Source organism: Enterobacter sp. PP-008-ECC_S150 (assembly GCF_045257065.1).
Taxonomy (GTDB): domain Bacteria; phylum Pseudomonadota; class Gammaproteobacteria; order Enterobacterales; family Enterobacteriaceae; genus Enterobacter; species Enterobacter chengduensis.
Window position 1 is genome coordinate 199,673 of the sequence record NZ_JBJHHG010000001.1, and the last position, 22,024, is coordinate 221,696.

General features: G+C 57.6%; 18 protein-coding genes and 1 pseudogene. 9 read left to right on the forward strand and 10 right to left on the reverse strand.

Annotated elements, in window-relative coordinates; genetic code table 11:
• Positions 1-38 precede the first annotated feature (38 nt).
• A complete protein-coding gene (bglX, locus tag ACJBF3_RS00900) occupies positions 39-2,336 on the reverse strand; it encodes a beta-glucosidase BglX (protein ID WP_045328053.1) in 2,298 nt (765 codons plus the stop codon).
• A 189-nt stretch (positions 2,337-2,525) separates the two neighbouring features.
• Here bglX and dld point away from each other — a divergent pair, with 189 nt between their 5' ends.
• Both dld and ACJBF3_RS00910 read left to right on the forward strand, forming a co-directional pair.
• On the forward strand, positions 2,526-4,274 hold the full coding sequence (dld, locus tag ACJBF3_RS00905; protein ID WP_045328051.1) for a D-lactate dehydrogenase: 1,749 nt from the start codon (positions 2,526-2,528) through the stop codon (positions 4,272-4,274).
• A 112-nt stretch (positions 4,275-4,386) separates the two neighbouring features.
• Positions 4,387-4,941, forward strand: a complete 555-nt coding sequence (locus ACJBF3_RS00910; RefSeq protein ID WP_045328049.1) for a GNAT family N-acetyltransferase — start codon at positions 4,387-4,389, stop codon at positions 4,939-4,941.
• A gap of 97 nt (positions 4,942-5,038) precedes the next feature.
• On the opposite strand, the gene pbpG is transcribed toward ACJBF3_RS00910, so the two are convergent.
• The gene (gene pbpG / locus ACJBF3_RS00915) at positions 5,039-5,962 is read right to left on the reverse strand and encodes a D-alanyl-D-alanine endopeptidase (protein ID WP_045328047.1); all 924 of its coding nucleotides are present in this window, start codon (positions 5,960-5,962) and stop codon (positions 5,039-5,041) included.
• Between the two features lie 167 nt (positions 5,963-6,129).
• Positions 6,130-6,717: a Yip1 family protein gene (locus ACJBF3_RS00920; protein ID WP_045328046.1), complete on the reverse strand. Its 588-nt coding sequence runs from the start codon at positions 6,715-6,717 to the stop codon at positions 6,130-6,132.
• Between the two features lie 157 nt (positions 6,718-6,874).
• On the opposite strand from ACJBF3_RS00920, the gene ACJBF3_RS00925 reads away from it, so the two are divergent.
• Positions 6,875-7,447 (forward strand): DedA family protein, encoded by a 573-nt coding sequence (locus ACJBF3_RS00925; protein WP_045328044.1) that lies wholly within the window; start codon positions 6,875-6,877, stop codon positions 7,445-7,447.
• Between the two features lie 525 nt (positions 7,448-7,972).
• Here ACJBF3_RS00925 and ACJBF3_RS00930 read toward each other — a convergent pair.
• Entirely contained in the window at positions 7,973-8,737 is a 765-nt protein-coding gene (locus ACJBF3_RS00930; RefSeq protein ID WP_072265666.1) for an SDR family oxidoreductase, read from the reverse strand.
• Between the two features lie 50 nt (positions 8,738-8,787).
• On the reverse strand, positions 8,788-10,206 hold the full coding sequence (gene mdtQ / locus ACJBF3_RS00935) for a multidrug resistance outer membrane protein MdtQ (protein ID WP_045328041.1): 1,419 nt from the start codon (positions 10,204-10,206) through the stop codon (positions 8,788-8,790).
• On the opposite strand from mdtQ, the gene ACJBF3_RS00940 reads away from it, so the two are divergent.
• Positions 10,118-10,363, forward strand: a complete 246-nt coding sequence (locus tag ACJBF3_RS00940; protein WP_162531749.1) for a hypothetical protein — start codon at positions 10,118-10,120, stop codon at positions 10,361-10,363. The genes mdtQ and ACJBF3_RS00940 overlap by 89 nt on opposite strands.
• 44 nt (positions 10,364-10,407) lie before the next feature.
• Here the strand turns inward: ACJBF3_RS00940 and ACJBF3_RS00945 are convergent, their stop codons facing one another.
• From ACJBF3_RS00945 to dusC, 5 genes and pseudogenes are all read right to left on the reverse strand, one after another.
• Complete coding sequence (locus ACJBF3_RS00945) at positions 10,408-11,802, reverse strand: glycoside hydrolase family 1 protein (protein ID WP_045328040.1); 1,395 nt, start codon at positions 11,800-11,802, stop codon at positions 10,408-10,410.
• Positions 11,803-11,814: 12 nt separating this feature from the next.
• A pseudogene (bglF, locus tag ACJBF3_RS00950) lies at positions 11,815-13,775 on the reverse strand (PTS beta-glucoside transporter subunit IIABC); the annotation flags it as partial.
• Between the two features lie 30 nt (positions 13,776-13,805).
• Positions 13,806-14,639 (reverse strand): BglG family transcription antiterminator LicT, encoded by an 834-nt coding sequence (gene licT / locus ACJBF3_RS00955; protein WP_045328036.1) that lies wholly within the window; start codon positions 14,637-14,639, stop codon positions 13,806-13,808.
• Positions 14,640-14,794: 155 nt separating this feature from the next.
• Positions 14,795-16,102, reverse strand: coding sequence for a carbohydrate porin (locus tag ACJBF3_RS00960; protein WP_371196739.1), 1,308 nt, complete (start codon positions 16,100-16,102; stop codon positions 14,795-14,797).
• 340 nt (positions 16,103-16,442) lie between these two features.
• The gene (dusC, locus tag ACJBF3_RS00965; protein ID WP_045328033.1) at positions 16,443-17,375 is read right to left on the reverse strand and encodes a tRNA dihydrouridine(16) synthase DusC; all 933 of its coding nucleotides are present in this window, start codon (positions 17,373-17,375) and stop codon (positions 16,443-16,445) included.
• Between the two features lie 167 nt (positions 17,376-17,542).
• Here dusC and ACJBF3_RS00970 point away from each other — a divergent pair, with 167 nt between their 5' ends.
• The 5 genes from ACJBF3_RS00970 (at position 17,543) to ACJBF3_RS00990 (ending at position 22,001) form a co-directional block, all read left to right on the forward strand.
• The gene (locus ACJBF3_RS00970) at positions 17,543-17,938 is read left to right on the forward strand and encodes a CidA/LrgA family protein (protein ID WP_023336341.1); all 396 of its coding nucleotides are present in this window, start codon (positions 17,543-17,545) and stop codon (positions 17,936-17,938) included.
• A complete protein-coding gene (locus tag ACJBF3_RS00975) occupies positions 17,935-18,630 on the forward strand; it encodes a CidB/LrgB family autolysis modulator (protein ID WP_024908161.1) in 696 nt (231 codons plus the stop codon). The genes ACJBF3_RS00970 and ACJBF3_RS00975 overlap by 4 nt, the downstream gene beginning before the upstream one ends.
• Positions 18,631-18,759: 129 nt before the next feature.
• Positions 18,760-19,644, forward strand: coding sequence for a cytidine deaminase (cdd, locus tag ACJBF3_RS00980; RefSeq protein ID WP_045328031.1), 885 nt, complete (start codon positions 18,760-18,762; stop codon positions 19,642-19,644).
• 127 nt (positions 19,645-19,771) lie between these two features.
• Positions 19,772-20,488, forward strand: coding sequence for an outer membrane permeability protein SanA (gene sanA, locus ACJBF3_RS00985; protein ID WP_045328029.1), 717 nt, complete (start codon positions 19,772-19,774; stop codon positions 20,486-20,488).
• A gap of 124 nt (positions 20,489-20,612) precedes the next feature.
• On the forward strand, positions 20,613-22,001 hold the full coding sequence (locus tag ACJBF3_RS00990; RefSeq protein ID WP_045328238.1) for a glutamine synthetase family protein: 1,389 nt from the start codon (positions 20,613-20,615) through the stop codon (positions 21,999-22,001).
• The last annotated feature ends 23 nt before the right edge of the window (positions 22,002-22,024 follow it).

Below are 22,024 nucleotides of genomic sequence, written 5' to 3' on the forward strand. Positions count from 1 at the left end.
CATCCCCCGCAAGACGGGGGATGCAAAGGAGGGAAACGTTACAGCAGCTCGAATTCGCCTTTGTTCACGCGGGCAGAATCCACGCCGATAAAGACGTTAAACTTGCCCGGTTCCGCATCGTATTTCATCTGCTGGTTCCAGAACTTCAGCGCATCGACGTCAATCGGGAAGCTGATGGTTTGGGTTTCGCCCGGCTTCAGGTTGACCTTCTCGAAGCCGCGCAGCTGCTTCACGGGACGGCTCATCGAGGCGGTAACATCCTGAACGTACATCTGAATCACCGTTGCCCCTTCGCGCTTGCCGGTGTTGGTCACCTCAACGCTGGCGGTGACCTTACCGTCACGCTTCAGGGTCGGGGCCGACATTTTGACGTCAGAAACCTTGAAGGTGGTGTAGCTCAGGCCGTAACCAAACGGATAGAGCGGGCCGTTCGCTTCGTCGAAGTAACGCGAGGTGTACTTGTTCGGCTTGTCGGCGTTATACGGGCGACCGGTATTCAGGTGGCTGTAGTAGACCGGGATCTGCCCGACGGAGCGCGGGAAGGACATCGGCAGCTTGCCCGACGGGTTGTAATCGCCAAACAGCACGTCGGCGATGGCGTTACCGCCTTCGGTACCGGCGAACCAGGTTTCCAGAATGGCGTCAGCCTGCTGGTCCTCTTTCACCAGCGCCAGCGGACGACCGTTCATCAGCACCAGCAACAGCGGCTTGCCGGTGGCTTTCAGGGCGGCGATCAGATCGCGCTGGCTCTGCGGAATCGTGATGTCGGTCCGGCTGGAGGCCTCGTGCGCCATCCCCTGCGCTTCGCCCACGACCGCGACAACGACGTCAGACTGCTTCGCGGCATTCACCGCCTCGTCGATCATCTCCTTCGGCGTGCGCGGATCGACCTTCACTGCTTCCTCGTACTGGTTGAGGAAGGTCACGATGTCGTTATCGTTGGTGACGTTCGCCCCTTTGGCGTACACCACTTTGGCGTTATTCCCCACGGCGCTCTTGATGCCGGTCAGCACGGTTACCGACTGGTCGGCTACGCCCGCGGCGGACCAGCTGCCCATCACGTCGCGCTTGCTGTCGGCCAGCGGGCCCACCACGGCAATGGTGCCGGATTTTTTCAGCGGCAGCGTATCGAGGCGGTTTTTCAGCAGCACCAGGCTTTCGCGCGCCACGTCACGCGCCTCTTTGCGGTGCAGGCGGCTTTCAGCGTTGGTGTCAGCCGGGTCAGACTCTTTCGGGCCCAGGTGGCTGTACGGATCGTTAAACAGCCCCATATCGTATTTCACGTTCAGCACGTGACGCGCCGCATCGTCCAGCTCCGCCATCGTGACCTTGCCGCTCTTCACCAGCCCCGGCAGGTACTTGCTGTAATACTCGTCGCTCATGCTCATATTGATGCCGGACTTGAGCGCCACGCGCACCGCGTCTTCCGGGTCGGACGCCGTACCGTGCTTGATCAGCTCTTTAATCGCGCCGTGGTCGGAAACGGTGATGCCCTTAAAGCCCCACTGGTCGCGCAGCACGTCTTTCAGCAGCCAGGAATCGGAGGTCGCAGGCGTGCCGTTCAGCGAATTCAGCGCCACCATCACCGCGCCGCTGCCCGCATCCAGACCAGCCTTGTACGGCGGCATGTAGTCGTTGAACAGGCGCTGAGGGCTCATGTCGACGGTGTTGTACTCTTTTCCGCCTTCCACCGCGCCGTAGGCCGCAAAGTGTTTGACGCTGGTCATCACCGAGTAGCGGTCCGCCGGGCTTTTGCCCTGCATCGCTTCCACCATGGTTTTGCCCATCGTGGCCGTTAAATAGGTATCTTCACCGAAGCCTTCCGACCCGCGGCCCCAGCGCGGATCGCGCGAGACGTCCACCATTGGCGCCCAGGTCATGTTCAGGCCGTCGTCCGCCGCTTCATACGCCGACACGCGCCCGACGGTTTTTACCGCGTCGAGGTTAAAGGAGGAGGCTAAGCCGAGGCTAATCGGGAAAACGGTACGCTGACCGTGCACCACGTCATAGGCGAAGAACAGCGGGATTTTCAGGCGGCTGAGATCCATCACCTGATCCTGCATCTTGCGGATATCCTGGCGGGTGACGGTATTAAAGATGGCCCCAACCTGCCCGTCTTTGATCATCTCGCGGATGGCCTCTTTCGGGTTATCCGGGCCGACGCTGATCAGACGCAGCTGGCCGATCTTCTCATCGACCGTCATTTTCTTGAGCAATTCCGTGACAAACGCGTCGCGCGCTTCAGGCGTGAGCGGGTGATTGCCAAACAAATCGTCTGCCAGCGCAGGTTGCAGCGCCAGGCTGACGGCGACACCTACAGAACATAGCCATTTCATGTCGTTTTACTCTCTCATCAATAACCGCCGGACGATCTCGGCCATACCGTGCGAAAAGCGCAGTGTGCCACAAACCCTCGGAACGTTGCAGGGTTATTCTCTGATTTTTCTCGTGAATACTCGACCGCTTAACAGTTAATCGCGCTATGCTTTACAGCGAGAAATTTGCCCCACCACAAGGAGTGGAAGATGTCTTCTGTTCGAACAAACGATAACACGACTTTTATTAACGAACTGTCGCGCCTGGTTGGCTCCTCTCACCTGCTTACCGACCCGGCTAAAACCGCCCGCTACCGCAAGGGCTTCCGCTCCGGTCAGGGCGACGCGCTGGCGGTGGTTTTCCCCGGCACCCTGCTTGAGCTGTGGCGCGTGCTGAGCGCCTGCGTCGCCGCCGACAAGATTATTTTAATGCAGGCGGCCAACACCGGCCTGACCGAAGGCTCCACGCCGAACGGCAACGATTACGATCGTGACATCGTGATTATCAGCACCCTGCGCCTCGACAAGCTGCACCTGCTGGACAAGGGCGAGCAGGTGCTCGCCTTCCCCGGCACCACGCTCTACTCCCTGGAAAAAGCGCTTAAGCCGCTGGGTCGCGAACCGCACTCGGTGATTGGCTCCTCCTGCATTGGCGCTTCGGTCGTCGGTGGGATCTGCAATAACTCCGGCGGCTCGCTGGTACAGCGCGGTCCGGCCTACACCGAGATGTCGCTGTTTGCCCGCATTGATGAAAACGGCAAGCTGACGCTGGTGAACCATCTGGGTATCGATCTCGGCGTCACGCCGGAACAGATCCTCAGCAAGCTCGACGACGATCGCGTGAAGGACGAGGACGTTCAGCACGACGGCCGCCATGCGCACGATCATGACTACGTCACCCGCGTGCGCGATATCGACGCCGATACGCCGGCGCGCTACAACGCCGATCCGGATCGCCTGTTTGAATCTTCCGGCTGCGCGGGCAAGCTGGCCGTTTTTGCGGTCCGCCTCGACACCTTCCCGGCAGAGAAAAAGCAGCAGGTATTTTACATCGGCACCAACCAGCCTGAGGTTCTGACGGAGATCCGTCGTCATATTCTGGGCGAATTCACCCACCTGCCGGTGGCGGGCGAGTACATGCACCGGGACATTTACGACATCGCCGAGCGTTACGGCAAAGATACGTTCCTGATGATCGACAAGCTCGGCACCGACAAAATGCCGTTCTTCTTCACCATGAAGGGTCGCACCGACGCGATGCTGGAGAAAGTGTCGCTGTTCAAGCCCCACTTCACCGACCGCTTTATGCAGAAGCTGGGCCATGTTTTCCCGGCGCATCTTCCGGAGCGAATGAAAACCTGGCGCGATAAGTACGAGCACCATCTGCTGCTGAAAATGGCCGGGGACGGGATCGCCGAAGCGCAGAGCTGGCTAACCGAATTCTTCAAAACCGCCGAAGGGGATTTCTTCGCCTGTACGCCTGAAGAGGGCAGCAAGGCCTTCCTGCACCGCTTTGCCGCCGCAGGCGCCGCCATCCGTTACCAGGCGGTGCATTCCGAAGAGGTGGAGGACATTCTGGCGCTGGATATCGCCCTGCGACGTAACGACACCGAATGGTTTGAGCACCTGCCGCCGGAAATCGACAGCAAGCTGGTGCACAAGCTCTATTACGGCCACTTTATGTGCTACGTCTTCCATCAGGATTACATTGTCAAAAAAGGGGTGGATGCCCACGCGCTGAAGGAGCAGATGCTCGCCCTGTTGCGTGAGCGCGGCGCACAATATCCTGCCGAACACAACGTTGGGCATCTTTATAAAGCCCCTGACGCACTTAAGCAGTTTTATCGCGAGAATGACCCTACAAACAGCATGAATCCCGGCATTGGTAAAACAACGCGGAAGAAATACTGGAAAGAGAGCGCAGACGCCGAGCAGCCCATAACGCAAGCGCCTGATTAATTCCTACAGCCAAATTTGAGAGATTGTTTAGCGCGCCTTAATCGTAATAGAGTAACCGTATTACGCCGGAGAAACGTTTCTCCGGCATTCTATAACGAGGAGCAGGCACATCATGTCGGCTATTGATGTTTTATCCGAGACCGAGCTGGAAGTGCGCGATGCCCTTCCCGATGATGTGCATGCCATCGCCGCCATTTATGCCTGGCATGTGCTTCACGGGCGCGCGTCATTTGAGGAAGTCCCTCCGACCATCGACGAAATGCGTCATCGCATGAAAAGCGTGGCTGAGCACGGTTTACCGTGGCTTATCGCGCTGTACCGCGGCATTGTGGTGGGCTACTGTTACGCCACCCCTTATCGTCCGCGACACGCCTATCGCTATACCCTGGAAGAGTCGATTTACGTGGATGCCAGCATCACCGGGCGCGGTTTTGGCTCGGCGCTAATGTCTGCGCTGATTGCACGCTGCGAGCAAGGCCCGTGGCGGCAGATGATTGCCGTGGTGGGAGATGGCAATAATAACGCCGGCTCGCTGCGGCTGCATAAAAAGCACGGCTTCGAGATTGTCGGCCAGCTGCGCAGCGTGGGGTATAAGAAAGGCGACTGGCGGGATACGGTGATTATGCAGCGCCCGCTCAACGATGGTGACTGGACGCTGCCGGAGTAGTCGCTTTCGCCCGGTGGCGCTTCGCTTACCGGGCCTACGTGTCGAGGTCTTTGTAGGCCGGGTAAGGCAAAGCCGCCACCGGGCGCTGACAAACGGCTCAGTCGTTCTGCGCCGTCGCCATCTGCTCGGCTTTCTGCTTTTTATACGTCAATGCCGCGGCCGGTACGGGCTGCACTTTTCCGGTTTCAATCCAGGTACGCAGTCGGCTTGCATCCGCGAAGTGCGTGTATTTGCCGAAGGCATCCATCACCACCAGCGCCACCGGCTTGCCGTTAAACACGGTGCGCATCACCAGACAGTGCCCTGCCGCGTTGGTAAAGCCAGTTTTCGTTAGCTGAATATTCCAGTTATCCCGGTAAACCAGATGGTTAGTGTTGCGGAACGGCAGCGTATAGGCCGGGTTCGCAAAGGTCGCCATCTCTTCCCGGGTAGTGCTGAGCTGGCCAATCAGCGGATACTGCTTGCTGGCAATCAGCAGTTTGGTCAGATCGCGGGCGGTGGAGACGTTGTTGACCGACAGACCCGTCGGTTCAACATAGTGCGTATTGGTCATCCCCAGCGCTTTGGCTTTCGCATTCATCGCGCGGATAAACGCGTCGTAGCCACCCGGGTAGTGGTGCGCCAGGCTCGCCGCCGCACGGTTTTCGGACGACATCAGCGCCAGCAGCAGCATATTTTTACGGCTGATTTCACTGTTCAGCCGCACGCGAGAGTAGATCCCTTTCATCTCCGGCGTGTGGCTGATATCCACTTTCAGTTTTTCATCCAGCGGCAGATGGGCGTCAAGCACCACCATCGCGGTCATTAATTTGGTAATCGAGGCGATTGGGCGCACCAGGTCCGGATGGCTGGCGTAGATCACCTTATTGGTGTTGAGGTCGACAATCATCGCGCTGCCGGACGCAATTTGCGGCTGGGCAGCGGCGGCGGTCACCGCGGGCGTTTTGGCGACGGCCGGCACGGCAGCGGACGCGCCCAGCAGCAGCGCCAGGCTAAGTAAAGAGACTCGGAATTTCAGCATGGTGAGACTTCTGATAATTATTCACGCACGTCATGACGTACACCGCCTGTATCAGCGGATAAATACAGGCTGGCTCCGGCATCATAGCGGTCGCCGGGCGTTGCCGCCAGCGGATAATCGTGAACAGATGCTGCATTGCTGGCATTTACGCCAGCAATGCAGTGAGCTTAGAAGAGACGGTATCCATAACCCCAAAGAATAACCGTCAGCGCCAGCAGCGCCTCCAGCACCAGCACCCCGATAGCGAGCGTAGAACTGGAGAAGCTCAGGCCCTCTTCTTTATTGATATTGAGGAAGGTTGGCACCCCCAGATACAGCAGATACCCGGTGTAAAAGAGGGCAATGGTACCGGTCAGCGCGCACAGCCAGACCAGTGGATAGAGCGCAACAATACCGCTTAAGAACAGCGGGGTCGCGACGTATCCGGCAAAGACCATACAGTGCGCCAGCGATGGACGTTGCGGGTAGTTACGCGCCATCCAGTAAATGACGCGCCCCATGACCGCCACACCCGCCAGCATCAGGCCATAAAAGACGATGGCCAGATAGAGTCCGGTAAACCAGGAAAGCTGAACCACGGTGCCGTCACCGAAGTTCCAGCCGATTTGTGTTGTTCCGATAAATGCGCATATTACCGGCACCGCAGCCATCAGCAGCACGTGATGCGTGTAATGATGCGAGACCGTTTCGTTCTCACTTTTGATGACATGCATTTCACGATCGGGATGGGAGAAAAGTCCCCAGACATGGTTCATAGCGCCCCCTTGTTGTCGGCCCGTCAGCGATACTTCAAGTATAATGCAGGCTTTAGATTATTTTATGTACAGTGGGAAATTTCCGTTGATTTCCCCGCTGTTGATTCATGGGGTATATGATTAAACGAGGTACGCTGAGGGAGATAACAGTTACGTAATGGATATTAACGCACTCATTGAACAATATGGCTATGCCGCGCTGGTCATCGGCAGCGTGGCAGAAGGGGAAACCATCACGCTGCTAGGCGGCGTCGCTGCGCATCAGGGATTGCTGAAATTCCCGCTGGTTGTCGCCGCGGTCGCCCTCGGCGGGATGATAGGCGATCAGCTGCTCTACTTTCTGGGACTGCGCTTTGGACCCACGCTGCTCAAGCGTTTCGCAAAGCATCAGAAGAAAATCCGCCGCGCGCAGCGGCTCATTCAACGTCATCCTTATCTGTTCGTCATCGGAACGCGCTTTATGTATGGCTTTCGCATCATCGGGCCGATACTGATTGGTGCCAGCCATCTGCCGCCAAAAATTTTCCTGCCGCTCAATATAGTGGGCGCGATTGCCTGGGCGCTGATTTTTACGACGCTCGGCTACGTAGGGGGCGAAGTGATTGCGCCATGGCTGCATAATCTCGACCAGCACCTGAAGCACTGGGCGTGGTTGATTCTGGTGATCGTGGGGGTGATTGGGGTTCGGCTGTGGCTCAAGCACCGGGAAAAGACGCGGGATGAGGAGTAAACGCGGTCTGATGCCCTCACCCTATCCCTCTCCCACAGGGTTGAGTAATCCCCACAAAATATTGCCAGCACAGTCGGCCCCCTCTCTATTGAGGGAGAGGGTTGGGGTGAGGGGGGAACATACGGATGTAGTGGTCATTCCGTTCACTTCATGTTCCTTGCTACTTTGTGACAACATGACCGGTGAACGTGCCAGGGTGGCTCAATCGCCACCACCCTGGCAACCCGGGCTCCCGGCGGTAAATCGCCGCTTCGCGGTGCCCTCAGCTTATTCCTTCAGGCTTTCGGGTCGGGCATGAGCCTGCATCCCTGCAGGCCACGCCCTCTCGGCGCATCCCTGCGCCTCGCCCCGGCCTTACGGAAACGCTTCGGCGATTTACAGCCGGACCGGGGCATCGCTGTAAGGCATTCATAACCCTGATGGCACATACATTGCTTCAGGTTTAAAAAATTACTGGGGCTCCCACAGCCCACAGGGAGAGGGAACTAAAAACATCCTATTCAACAGGGAGAGGGAGAAAGGAATCTACCCCTCCGGCTTAAACTGCGGGTTCGCCAGCATAAAACCCCCGTCGACGATAAACGATTGCCCCGTCGTGTAGCTGGCGTCGCTGTCGCACAGCCACGCCACCAGGCTGGCAATCTCTTTGGTGTGGCCCGGCCTCGCCAGCGGGATTTCAGGCATTGAGCCTGCCTTCACTCCGCTGTCGTCCATGTCATTCATCGGCGTGGCAATGGCACCCGGCGCGACGGCGTTCACCAGGATGTTGTGCTTAACCAGCTCCATCGCCATGGATTTGGTTAACCCGCCGAGCGCGTGTTTCGCCGCCGTGTAGGCACTCGCTTCCGGCAGAGGCGTGTGTTCATGCACTGAGGTAATGTTCACAATCCGCCCCCCGTTCCCCTGCTTCACCATCTGCCGGGCGGCAATTTGTGAACAAAGAAACGCGCCGTCCACGTCGACGGTGAAAATTTTCCGCCAGTCGTCAAACGCCATATCAAGGAACGGCGCTTTGCTCATCGCCCCCGCATTATTGACCAGCACGTCCAGTCGACCAAAGCGCGCAATCAGCGTGTCAATGGCCTCGGCGCCTTCCGGCAGCGTGCTTAGATCCAGATGGATAGCCTCCGCGCGCTGCCCTTTTGCTTCGACTTCACGGCAGGTTTCCAGCGCCCCTTTTTCATCCGAGTGCCAGGTGACGCCGATATCAAACCCGCGCTCGGCCAGCATCAGGGCCGTGGTTTTCCCAATCCCGGAATCCGATGCGGTAACAATCGCTACTCTGGTCATACTCACCTCCTGAAAAACAGCAAAGAGGTAAGTATAGATAATGACCTTTTTTAGCCATGATGATAGCCACCGCCCAGCGCCGACGTCAGCTGCAGCGTGGCGTCGACATACTGGCCTTTTAGCAGCAATCCTTCGAGATGCTCTTTGAGGGCCGGTATTCTGGCTTCACTGACCCGGGAGCCCGCAATGATACCCGCGCTGAAACGGGCCTGGGCCAGCGCCACAACGTGCGCCGCATCTTTTTCAACCTGCTGCTGATGGCTGTTCTTCGCCATCAGCGTTTCGACTTCACTGGCCGTGCGCGCCACCTGGTTGACGGCTTCCACCACCGCTTTGTTGTAGTTAGCCACCGAGAGATTATTCTGCGCCTGGGCGATATCCAGGTTGGCGTTTAGCCTTCCGCTGTCAAAAATCGGCAGCGTCAGCCCGGCGGTCACGCCCATCTGCTGGGCGGATGAACGGAACAGATCGCTCAGATGGAGAGCATCCTGCTGCAAGAACGCCATCAGGTTCACGTCAGGATAGAACGCCGCTTTGGCGGCCTCCACCTCGCTCAGGGAGGCTTCGATATACCAGTGTGCCTCCTGGAGATCCGGACGGCGTGCCAGCAGTTCATAGCCGAGCGTCGACGGTAATGCGGCATCGACCGTCGGCAACGCGTGCCGCGTAAGCTTCACGGATGACGAGTTCGTCAGCGCGACCAGACGCGCCTCGATAGCTTTCATCTTGCCGTTGACCCCGGCAAGCTGCTCTTCGGTTTTGCTGGCGTTGATATCCGTTTCAACACCCTCCACGGAGGAGGTGATTCCGTGCTGATACAGCTCGCGGTCGGCGCCGATAATATTGTCCTGCTCATGTTTAATCTGCGCGAGGACCTCCCCCACGGCGGCCTGCGTTTGCCATTCCCAGTAGAGCCGCGCCACGCTGCTGGCCAGCAGCTGACGGGTCTGCTCCATCTCCGCCTTTTGCGCATTCACTTTGCCAATTCGGGCCTCAACCTGGGCGCGATTTTTCCCCCACAGATCGAGATCCCAGCCTGCGGTCAGGCCAAAGGTGCCGTTGGTGTACCAGGGCCCGGTTGTCCCCGCAGCCGGATCGGTAAGGGCAAAGGGCCCCATCAGCCCTTCAGCGGACATCTTCTGGCGCTCCGCATCGGCCGAAAAATCAATTTGTGGACCGTCTGCGGCCATCGCGGCTTTGGCCTGAGCTTCGGCAAGCGTAATGCGCTGACGGGCAATTTGCATATCCGGCGCATCGCTCAATGCTTTCGCAATCAGCGAATTCAGTTCGGGATCGTTATAGTCTTTCCACCACTCATTTTTCGGCCAGTCCTGATGATGCAGAACCGTATTCACCGACGCCGCCGTGGTTTGCGTTTTAATGGAAGATACCGTGGCATGTTCTGGCGCGCAGGCAGCCAGAATGAATGCGAAGGGAACACTCAGAGATAAAATAAAAGAACGATTCATTACGCCATATACTCAAAAAATAAAGGCGCAAATTACGCTTGATTCTGTTTATTTTTTTAGTAATACGTGGCAAAGCGTAAATTGTCATAAATTTAAATATACCGAAAAGTATTCACCGGAATTATTATTTAAATTTAATTATGCAAATAAAAAATAATCAACCCGACAGTGTAAATGCCCCCTGCCAGGTTGATCGTTTTATTACACTTTCAGCGAAGCGCCTTTTGTCGCAATAACCTCTTTATACCAGAAGAAACTTTTCTTCCGGCTGCGCGCCAGCGAGCCGTTACCGCTGTCATCGCGATCGACGTAAATAAAACCGTAGCGCTTAGAGAGTTCAGCTTTAGAGGCGCTCACCAGATCGATTGGCCCCCAGCTGGTATAGCCCATCACCTCAACGCCGTCGTCAATGGCTTCCCGCACCTGCACCAGGTGGTCGTTAAGGTAGCTGATGCGATAGTCATCCTGCACCATGCCGTCAGGGTCCGGTTTGTCCTTCGCCCCGAGGCCATTCTCCACGATAAACAACGGCTTCTGATAGCGATCCCAGAGCACGTTTAACAGGGTGCGCAGACCGATGGGGTCAATCTGCCAGCCCCACTCGGAGCTGGCCAGATGCGGGTTTGGCACCATGCTCAGGATATTTCCGCGCGCCTGCTGATTGAGGGCCTCATCCGCAGTGACGCAGCCCGTCATGTAGTAGCTGAACGAGATAAAATCGACGGTCGATTTTAATGCATCGCGGTCGGCATCCGTTACCTCAAGCTGAATGCCGTTATCACGGAAGAAGCGCCGCATATACCCCGGGTAAGCGCCACGGCACTGCACGTCGCCAAAGAACTGCCAGGTGCGGTTTTCCTGCAGCGTCTCCAGAACATCTTCCGGTTTGCAGGTCAGCGGATACATCAGGCCGCCCAGCAGCATGTTGCCGATTCTGGCATCCGGAATAATCTCGTGGCAGGCTTTCACCGCCAGCGCGCTGGCCACCAGCTGATGGTGGATTGCCTGATAGACCTCCGCTTTGCTGCTGGTTTCCGGCAGGCCCACGCCGGTCATCGGCGCGTGCAGAGACATGTTGATCTCGTTAAAGGTCAGCCAGAGCTTCACCTTCTCCCTGTAGCGCGTAAACACGGTGCGGGCGTAGCGCTCGAAGAACCCAATGGTCTGGCGACTGCCCCAGCCGCCATACTGTTTCACCAGCCCCCACGGCATTTCGTAATGCGACAGCGTCACCAGCGGGGTAATGTTGTGCGCGGCCAGTTCGTCAAACAGCCGGTCGTAAAACGCAAGCCCCGCTTCGTTAGGCTCCAGCTCGTCGCCGTTCGGAAATATGCGCGTCCAGGCAATGGAGACGCGCAGGCAGCTAAAGCCCATCTCGGCGAACAACTTGATGTCTTCCGGGTAGCGGTGATAGAAGTCGATGGCGACGTCCTTGATGCCGCTGTCGCCCGCCACGCGCTCAACCACCGGGCCGAATACCCCCTGCGGCTGAACGTCTGAGGTGGATAGCCCTTTGCCATCCTCCAGATACGCGCCTTCTACCTGATTCGCGGCAACCGCGCCGCCCCATAAAAAATCGTCCGGGAAAGTTTTCATCACGTTCTCCTGTTATTGATGGCTTACGCTGAGTAATGGCGCACCGGCACTGACGGACGTTGCCGCCACGGTCACCACGTCACGATATTCATCGCTGTTACTGATAATGATCGGGGTCGCCAGGTCGTATCCGGCAGCGATAATCGCCTGTCGGTCAAACTCCAGCAGCAGATCGCCGGCCTGTACCTTATCGCCCACCTTCACGTGGGCGGTAAACGGCCTGCCGTCGAGCTTCACGGTGTCGATACCCACGTGGATCAACACTTCAATCCCGCTGTTGCTGAGCAGGCCGATGGCATGTTTGGTCTGAAACAGCGAGGCCACCACGCCGGCAAACGGGGCAACCACTTTGTTATCGGAAGGAATAATGGCGGCACCGCTGCCCAGCAGACCGCTGGCAAACGTGGTATCCGGCACCTGGTCGAGCGCCAGAACGGTTCCGGTCATCGGGGACAGGACATCGTCTTCGCCTGCCGAAACGACTGCTTCCGGCGCTTCGTGTCCCCGCATGCCTGCCACCAGCGTCAGCCCGCAGCTCAGCACCAGCGCTACCGCGGTGCCGATCACACCGCCCCACAGCGTGGCGTTTACCCCACCGGGCGGAATCATCTGGGCGATGGTAAAGATATTGGCGAAGCCGAAGGAGTAAACGTGGGTGTCGCTGAAGCCGACAATGGCCCCGCCGATAGCCCCCGTCACGCAGCCAAAGATAAACGGACGGCGCAGCGGCAGGTTTACGCCGTACACAGCCGGTTCGGTAATACCAAATATCCCGGCCGTCACCGATGAGCCGGCCAGCATCTTCTGGCGGACGTCGCGGGTACGCAGGAAGATCCCGAGCGCCGCGCCGACCTGGCCAAACACCGCCGGGAGCAGCATTGGCAGCATCGAGTCGTGGCCCAGCACCGCGAGGTTGTTAATCATCAGCGGCACCAGCCCCCAGTGCAGGCCAAAAATGACGCAGACCTGCCACAGCGCGCCCATCGCCGCCCCCGCCAGCCACGGCGCCAGAACGTAGATGCTCTGATAGCCGTTCGCCAGCATTTGGCTCAGCCAGGTCGCCAGCGGCCCGATAACGAGGAAAGTCAGCGGCACGGTCACGCCCAGACAGATCAGCGGCGCGAAGAAGTTTTTCATCGAGGAAGGCAGCAGCCTGGTGCTCTGTTTTTCCAGCCAGCAGCTGACCCACGCGGCGAGAATAATTGGGATCACCGACGAGCTGTAGTTGAACCACGTAACGGGGATGCCTAAAAAGGCTTCCGAAACCGCACCCGGCTGCTGGCTGGCGTTAAACGCCGCAATCATCATCGGGTGGGTGAGCGCCCCGCCGATCACCATGGTAATAAACGGGTTGCCGCCGAACTTTTTCCCGGCGGTATAGCCCAGCACCAGCGGGAAGAAGAAAAACAGCGCGTCGCTGGCGGCGAACCAGATTTTATAGGTCCCGCTTTCGGTGGTGAGCCAGCCGCAGACCACTGCCAGCGCCAGCAGCCCCTTCAGGATACCGGAGGCCGCCAGAATGCCAATAAACGGGGTGAAAATCCCGGAGACAATGTCGATCAGACGGCCCAGCAGATTACCCTTTTCCCCTTTTTCTTCCACGACTGGCGCGTCGTCGGTGAGCCCGGCCTCGCTGCGCACCGCCTGCCAGACGTCGTGAACGTGGTTGCCAATCACCACCTGAAACTGGCCGCCGCTTTCGACCACCATGATCACGCCCGGGTTTTTCTTTAGCCCTTCGGCATCCGCTTTCTGGTTCTCTTTCAGTTTGAAGCGAAGCCGGGTCGCGCAGTGCACGAGGCTGACGATGTTCTCTTTTCCGCCAACGTGGCCGAGAATATCCTTCGCTAAAGCCTGGTATTCCATCTCGATTTCCTTACATCCGATGCCCGCAGGCACCTGTTGACTGAGTACAAAAAATAAAAAAACCCGAGAACGGCCTTCTGACGAAGGCCGCGCTCAGGTTTTGCCTGCGTAGTGCAGTAACAATCCTGTTCTGAGGCTTAACGCCCCTCTTTTCTCACCCGCTCGATATGAATGGCGAGGAACATAATTTCTTCGGTTGTCAGCTCGCGCTGATAGCTTTTGTTCAGGTGCTGCGCAATTTTCTCGGCGCATTTCCACGCTTTCGCGTAGTTGTCTTTTACCGCCGTATGCAGCGACACATCGTCATCCTCCACCACGGTGCGGGTAAGCATCCGCTGGGCAAAAAACTTCAGATGCGTCACGAAACGCTGGTAGCTGAGCGAGTCTTCATCGTACTCAAGCTGCAGCTGATACTTCACCAGCTGCAGGATCTCCTGCATAACCCGCGTCACGTGCATCACTTCCGGCATTTCGCTGTTCAACTGCGCGGTGACCAGATGCAGCGCGATGAACCCGGCCTCATCCTCCTCCAGTTCGACGTTCAGGCGTCTGGCAATAATGCTCCGCGCCTCCTGCCCTAATTCGAACTCCTTCGGATACAGCCGTTTAATATCCCACAGCAGCACGTTTTTGATCGCCAGCCCTTTCTTCTGCCGTTCGATAGCAAAGTAGCAGTGATCGGTTAGGGTGATATACAAACTCTCCTGCAATTTTCCGAGCCGCTGCGCCGCCAGCTCGATGATGCGGTCGCAGGCGGTCATCACCTCCAGCGGAATTTGACTCAGCAGCTCGCCAAGTCGACGCACCAGCTCATCGCTTTGTAACGCAAATACCTTTTCAACCAGCGCCGTATCCAGCGCTTCACCGACGCGCTTCTGAAAGGCCAGCCCACGGCCCATCACCACCTGTTCGCGCCCGCGCTCATCCTGAACAACCACCACGTTATTATTGAGTATCTTGGCGATTTTCATCTGAACCCCAGAAACAAAAAAACCTGACCTCCGGCAGATGCCAGAAAATCAGGTTTTGCCTGCCTAAGCAGTAACAATCCAGTTCTGGCACTCTATCAGTTTCATTCGTAGCCTCAATACGTCACGCGTCAGAAACGTGACGCGGATCGACATTGCTAGAACGTCACGACGGTTTTCAGCTCCGTTACCCAGGCATCCTGCGTCCGGGATACGCCGCCCGGATGGTGCCAGTACTGAATGCCCGGCTGCAGCTCCAGCCACGACACCGGACGGAAGCGATAGTAAAACTCGCCGTTCAGGGAGTGGCCCGGCACCGGGTGATACGCCGGATTGTCATAATCGCTTACGCCGCTCACGCTGTTCAGGTAACGCTGGTTGCGCGCGTACTGGCTGCTCATATCAATCCAGGTTAAGCCAAACCCAATCCAGTCTTCCGGCCGGGCGTCAAACAGCCCGCGGTAGCGCAGCGAGGCGGCGTAAACCTGGTGCATGTAGTTAGTGCTCTGATCCGCAAGGCTCATGCTGAACGAGGTGCTCAACCCGCGATTCGGATCGTCCTGGTGCTGCGTAAGCTGCTGGTTCAGCCCGGCGTACATAAACCAGGTTCGGCTGTGCGTTTCAAACCCGTCCGGGTCCGTCACGCCCGCACCGCCGGATTTGCCGCGAAAGAGATCGGTTTGCGGCGCGTTGGTAAACACCACGCCCAGGTTGTACGCGCCCGGCAGGCCGTTAATCAGCGGACGCGCTTCGATTTCAACGGGCAGCAAGACCCCTTTGCTGCCCTTCGTCGACCAGCTCCAGGCGTGGCTGCGGCTGGAGGCCTGCGGATTCTGCTCCATCACGCCGCCTTTTAAGGTGACGGCTGGCGTGAGCTTATACTCCAGCGTGGTGCCCCAGGTGTGAACGTTCCAGTTGTTCCAGGTCAGCGAGTTGGCAGACTTCCCACCGCACTGGGACAGCAGCTGGAAATCACAGGGGATAATTTGGTCGAAGGTTTGCACCTTGTTCATCATCCCGATGCGCCAGGTGAGACGCCGGTCGTCAAAGCTGCGGGCAAAGGTCAGCCAACCCAGACGGGTAATCGACTGCCCTCCCCAACTCTCCTGGGTCAGGTCGTTAAAGTTGACGCGCGGATCCTGCACGCGTTTGGTGGTGAGATCGTCATTGTGGTTGCGGTTGACGATGTTCCCCTCGATGCGCGCATCCGGGATACCGGTCCAGCGCTCCAGATCCTGGTTGAAGGTCAGCGCAAACTGGTCAATATAGGCCACGTGGGAGTCGTGGTTATAGCCACCGCCGCCGTTCCAGCCAATTTCATTCAGATACCCGAGGTTATAGGTAAAACCGTTATCGTTTAGGATTTTACGTATGCCGAGCATTTCGCCCAGAACAGGCTTCGGCGGGGCTTCAAACCCTAATACCGTTCCATTCCACTCCTGCGCCATTGTTAAAGGCGATATCATCAATAAAGCGAGGGCATAGAGATTATTTTTATTTGTCATAATAGCAACCTGTAGCTGAGTATTAGTGCGTAACCGTTCGCAGGAAATTTTTCTATTCCCTGTCGATATTTCATTTTTTTAAAATCAGTAAAAAGCGCTAAGCCAAATGTCTCTCCTGCGTAAACGACAGGCAAAAAAAAACCTAAGCGCTCCACAGCGAAAATGCTGTGAAACGCTTAGGTTTTGCCTGTTAACCAGTAACAATCCTGCGTTGAAAACAGTGGCACCTTAACACCGTCGCGCCACGTTGAAAACCAGAACTGTTTTCTGGTTTAAAAAAGTGTGAGCAATTTAACGCTTATTATTTTGACTGAATCACCCGGGCAATATCAGACGAAGTCTGTAATGTCCGAATCTCCTGAAATAATCCCAGCGCTTCATCGTACTCTTTGCGTAAATAACTTAGCCACTGCTTAATTCGCGCGACGTGATACAAACCGGTGTCGCCCTGCTTTTCAAGACGGCTATATTTTTGCAGCAGCGTGACGACGTCTGCCCAGGGCATACGCGGTGCGTTATATTTCACTACCCGGCTGAGATTAGGCACGTTCAGCGCGCCGCGGCCGATCATGACCGCATCGCAGCCGGTGGCCTGTAGACAGGCCTGCGCGCTCTCGTAGTCCCAGATTTCGCCGTTGGCGATCACCGGAATGGTGAGGCGTTTGCGGATCTCGCCGATAGCCTGCCAGTTAATGCGCTCGGCTTTGTAGCCATCTTCTTTTGTGCGGCCATGCACCACCAGCTCGGTGGCCCCGGCCTGCTGCACCGCATCGGCGATCTCGAACTGGCGGGCATCGCTGTCCCATCCCAGGCGCACTTTAACCGTCACCGGCAAATGCGAGGGCACGGCCTCGCGCATGGCTTTCGCGCCGCGGTAAATCAGCTCAGGATCTTTCAACAGCGTCGCCCCGCCGCCGCTGCCGTTCACCAGCTTTGACGGGCAGCCGCAGTTGAGATCGACGCCGTAAGAGCCCAGCTCCACCGCGCGGGCGGCGTTTTCCGCCAGCCATTCAGGATACTGGCCGAGGAGCTGAATGCGCACCAGCGTGCCGGAAGAGGTCCGGCTGTGGTTGTGCAGCTCGGGGCACAGCCGATAGAAGGATTTTACCGGCAACAGCATATCGACCACGCGCAGAAACTCCGTCACGCAGAGATCGTAGTCGTTTACCTCGGTCAGAAGCTCGCGCACGAGGGAATCGAGCACGCCTTCCATTGGGGCCAGTAAAACACGCATAGCAGTACCTGTGAAAAAAGACGCGCTATAGTATCTGCTCTGCCCGAGCGTGGAAAGCACGACGTTCCATTCCGGAATGTCTGTTATGCTCAAATTTCATGATGTGATCCGTGGCACATTTTTAGGTTTAATTGTATGATGAATGCGTTTCAGCAAGGACTATCACCATGAGCAAATCATTGAACATTATCTGGCAATATCTGCGCGCATTCGTCCTGATCTACGCCTGCCTGTATGCCGGGATTTTCGTCGCGTCGCTGCTGCCCATCACCATCCCCGGCAGCATTATCGGCATGCTGATCCTCTTCGTCTTGCTGGCGCTGCAGATCCTGCCCGCAAAATGGGTCAACCCCGGCTGCTTCGTCCTCATCCGCTATATGGCGCTGCTTTTCGTGCCCATCGGCGTCGGCGTCATGCAGTATTTTGATTTGCTCAAGGCCCAGTTCGGCCCTATCGTGGTCTCCTGCGCGGTCAGCACGCTGGTGGTTTTCCTGGTGGTGAGCTGGAGTTCGCATCTGGTGCACGGCGAACGTAACGTGATTGGGGAGAAAACCAAAAAATGATGGCCAATATCTGGTGGTCGCTGCCGCTCACTCTGGCAGTGTTTTTCGCCGCACGTAAGCTTGCCGCGCGTTTCAAAATGCCGTTGCTGAACCCCCTGCTGGTGGCGATGGTGGTGATTATTCCGTTCCTGCTGCTCACCGGCATTCCTTACGAACGCTACTTTGCCGGCAGCAAAATTTTAAACGACCTGCTGCAGCCCGCCGTCGTGGCGCTTGCCTTTCCTTTATATGAGCAGCTGCACCAGATCCGCGCCCGCTGGAAATCCATCATTACCATCTGTTTTGTCGGCAGCCTGGTGGCGATGATCACCGGCACGTCGGTGGCGCTGCTGATGGGGGCTTCCCCGCAGATTGCCGCTTCTATTCTGCCTAAGTCGGTGACCACCCCTATCGCAATGGCCGTCGGCGGCAGCCTCGGCGGGATCCCGGCCATCAGCGCAATGTGCGTCATTTTTGTCGGTATTCTCGGTGCGGTATTTGGCCACACCCTGCTGAACGCGATGCGTATTCATACTAAAGCGGCACGGGGACTGTCGATGGGCACCGCCTCGCACGCGCTGGGCACGGCCCGCTGCGCGGAGCTGGATTATCAGGAAGGGGCGTTTAGCTCCCTGGCGCTGGTGATCTGCGGGATTATCACCTCCCTGCTTGCCCCGTTCATTTTTCCGCTTATTCTGGCGGTGATGGGCTAAAATTTGCGATGCGTCGCGCAAATTTCATTTTGATTTCATAAGTTGCATACATAATGAGAAGTGGATCACATATAAAGCCCAAGCGGCTCCGTAAACTACCGATCCATTAACCTTTATGAGGCAAACGCCATGCACCCACGTTTTCAAGCTGCTTTCGCCCAGCTTGCAGAGAATTTGCAGTCAGCCCTGGCTCCCGTACTGGCAGATGCGCACTTCCCCGCCCTGCTGACCGCGGAGCAGGTCACGATGCTGAAACAGGCAACGGGACTGGACGAAGACGCGCTGGCTTTCGCACTGCTTCCTCTGGCTGCCGCCTGCGCGCGGGCCGATCTCTCCCACTTCAACGTCGGGGCCATTGCCCGCGGCGTCAGCGGCACCTGGTACTTCGGCGGCAATATGGAGTTCCTGGGCGCCACCATGCAGCAAACCGTTCACGCCGAGCAAAGCGCCATCAGCCACGCCTGGCTGCGCGGTGAAAAAGCCCTGAGCGCCATTACCGTTAACTACACCCCGTGCGGACACTGCCGTCAGTTTATGAACGAGCTGAACAGCGGGCTGCAGCTGCGCATCAACCTGCCTGGCCGCGCGCCGCACACGCTGGCGGATTACCTGCCCGACGCGTTTGGCCCGAAAGATCTGGAGATCAAAACCCTGCTGATGGACGATCAGGACCACGGTTTCGCCCTGTCCGGCGATGACCTGAGCCAGGCGGCCATTCGCGCAGCCAACAAGAGCCACACGCCGTACAGCAAATCCCCGAGCGGCGTGGCGCTGCAGTGCCGCGATGGCCGAATCTTCACCGGCAGCTATGCGGAAAACGCCGCGTTTAACCCAACGCTTCCGCCGCTGCAGGGCGCGCTCAACCTGCTGAGCCTGAACGGCTATGACTACCCGGACATTCAGCGCGCCATTCTGGCTGAAATTGCCGATGCGCCGCTGATCCAGTGGGATGCCACTGCCGCAACGCTTAAGGCGCTGGGCTGCACGACGATTGACCGCGTGCTGCTGGCGTAAACCTTCCGGCGGGCAGAAATGCCCGCCAGTTTGCTGAAAAACCCCTCAGTTGAGTCGCTGTTTCTTGCGCTAACCAGGCGGGTAAAGTAGCCTGAGTTAAATTTCACCTTCGGTACGAGCCATCTGCATGTTAAAGCGCGTTTTTTACAGCCTGTCTGTCCTGGTCGGCATACTGCTGTTGATCGTGCTCGGTCTCGACCGCTGGATGAGCTGGAAAACCGCCCCCTACATCTTTGACGACCTGCAGGACCTGCCCTACCGTCAGGTTGGCGTGGTGCTCGGCACCGCCAAGTATTACCGCACCGGCGTCATTAATCAGTATTACCGTTACCGCATTCAGGGCGCGCTGAACGCCTACAACAGCGGCAAGGTGAACTATCTGCTGTTGAGCGGCGATAACGCGCTGCAAAGCTACAATGAACCGGTGACGATGCGTAAGGATTTGATTGCCGGGGGCGTGGATCCTGCCGATATCGTGCTCGACTACGCCGGGTTCCGCACCCTGGACTCCATCGTCCGCACGCGCAAGGTCTTCGACACCAACGACTTCATCATCATCACCCAGCGCTTCCACTGCGAGCGCGCGCTGTTTATCGCGCTGCATATGGGCATTCAGGCGCAGTGTTACGCGGTGCCGTCGCCAAAAGATATGCTGAGCGTGCGCGTGCGCGAGTTTGGTGCCCGCTTTGGTGCCCTGGCAGACCTGTATATCTTCAAACGTGAACCGCGCTTCTTAGGCCCGCTGGTGCCGATTCCGGCGATGCACGAAGTGCCGGAAGACGCGCAGGGCTATCCGGCCGTCACGCCCGAGCAGCTGCTTGATATGCAGAAAAAAGAGAAGTAACAGGGTCGTCTTTAGACTTTCTTTACGCCGCTGTTGACGCTTTTTATCTCGCCTTTACGTCGGCTCTTTTAAGCTGAGTTCACTGCCGCTACGGCTTCATTGAAGAATGACTATGAACTCGATAATGAACGCGTTTTTCCTCAAAAGTCTCCGCCCCTATTTTAACTTTCCCGGTTTATCACTCCCCGGCGCACCCGGTTCCGGTCTCTGGCTGGATGAAAAAATTGACGCCCTGCAGCACAACGTCGCCGTGGAAGTGGCCGCTTACCTGGAACGTTACCCGCAGACGAAACATATCGACGTTTACCTGAACGATATCAACGGCACGATGCGCGGCAAGCGCCTCTCGGTAGAGAGCATGCTGAATCTGGAAAAAGGCTGTTATTTTCCGCTGTCCGTCTATTCGATGGACCAGAAGGGAAAAATCGCCGCCCCGCTTTATGATGAACCCGACCGGCTGTGCGTCCCGGTCGCCGGATCTTTACGTCCCTGCCCGCAGGATCCGGAGCATAACGCGCAGATCCTGCTGACGATGAAGGACAGCGACGATAGCCCCTGCCCGCTTGAGCCGCGCGTGATACTGCAGAACGTTGTGGCCCGCTTCCACCAGCACGGCCTCTTTCCGGTCATCGCGCCTGAAATCGAGTTCTACCTGACGGGACGGGGCGATCGCGATCCGCAAAATCAGGGCTGTTTTCATATGGATACCTCGTCGGCCCATACGGAACTGTTTGACGAGCTGGAACAGCTGGCGCACCTTCAGCGCATTCCGCTGTCCGGGGTCGTGGCGGAAGCCGAGTCCGGTCAGTATGAATTAAACCTGAAGCACAGCCATCGCGTCGTTGAGGTGTGCGATAACGTGCTGGCGCTGCGCCGCCTGACCCGATACGTCGCTGAAAAGCACGGCCTGCAGGCCAACTTTATGGCTAAGCCGTTCAGCGAGCTGTCCGGCAGCGGTTTGCACGTCCATTTCAGCCTGAACGATAGCCGTGGCGAAAACGTTTTTGCCTCGCCGGTGAACGCGCTTAACAGCATGATGCGCTTGTGCATCGCGGGCCAGCTGGCGCTGATGCCCGCCTCTGTCGCCATTCTGGCACCGGGCGTTAACGCGTTTCGTCGCCTGCGTAAAAATCTGACGGAGCCGGTGTTTAACTCCTGGGGCTACAACACCCGCTCCGCCGCGTTGCGCATACCCTGCTCGGATGAGCACAACCGTCGTATCGAGTACCGTCTGGCCGGGGCCGACGCCAATCCGTATCTGGTGGCGGCAACCGTCCTGACCGGCATGCTTTACGGGCTGGAACATATCGACGAGGGGGATCTCCCTGAACCGCAGCACGACCAGCCCGATCTGCCGCTGTTTCAGCAGGAGGCGATTGAGGCCTTTGCCCGCTGTCAGTATCTCACCGACAGCCTGGGCGACGCCTTTTCCGAACAGTGGGTCGCCTGCAAGCTTTCTGAGCTCGACTGGTTTGAACGCATCGTGACGCCAGAGGAGTCGCATCTGGCATAGGGCATAAAAAAGCCCGCTCGGTG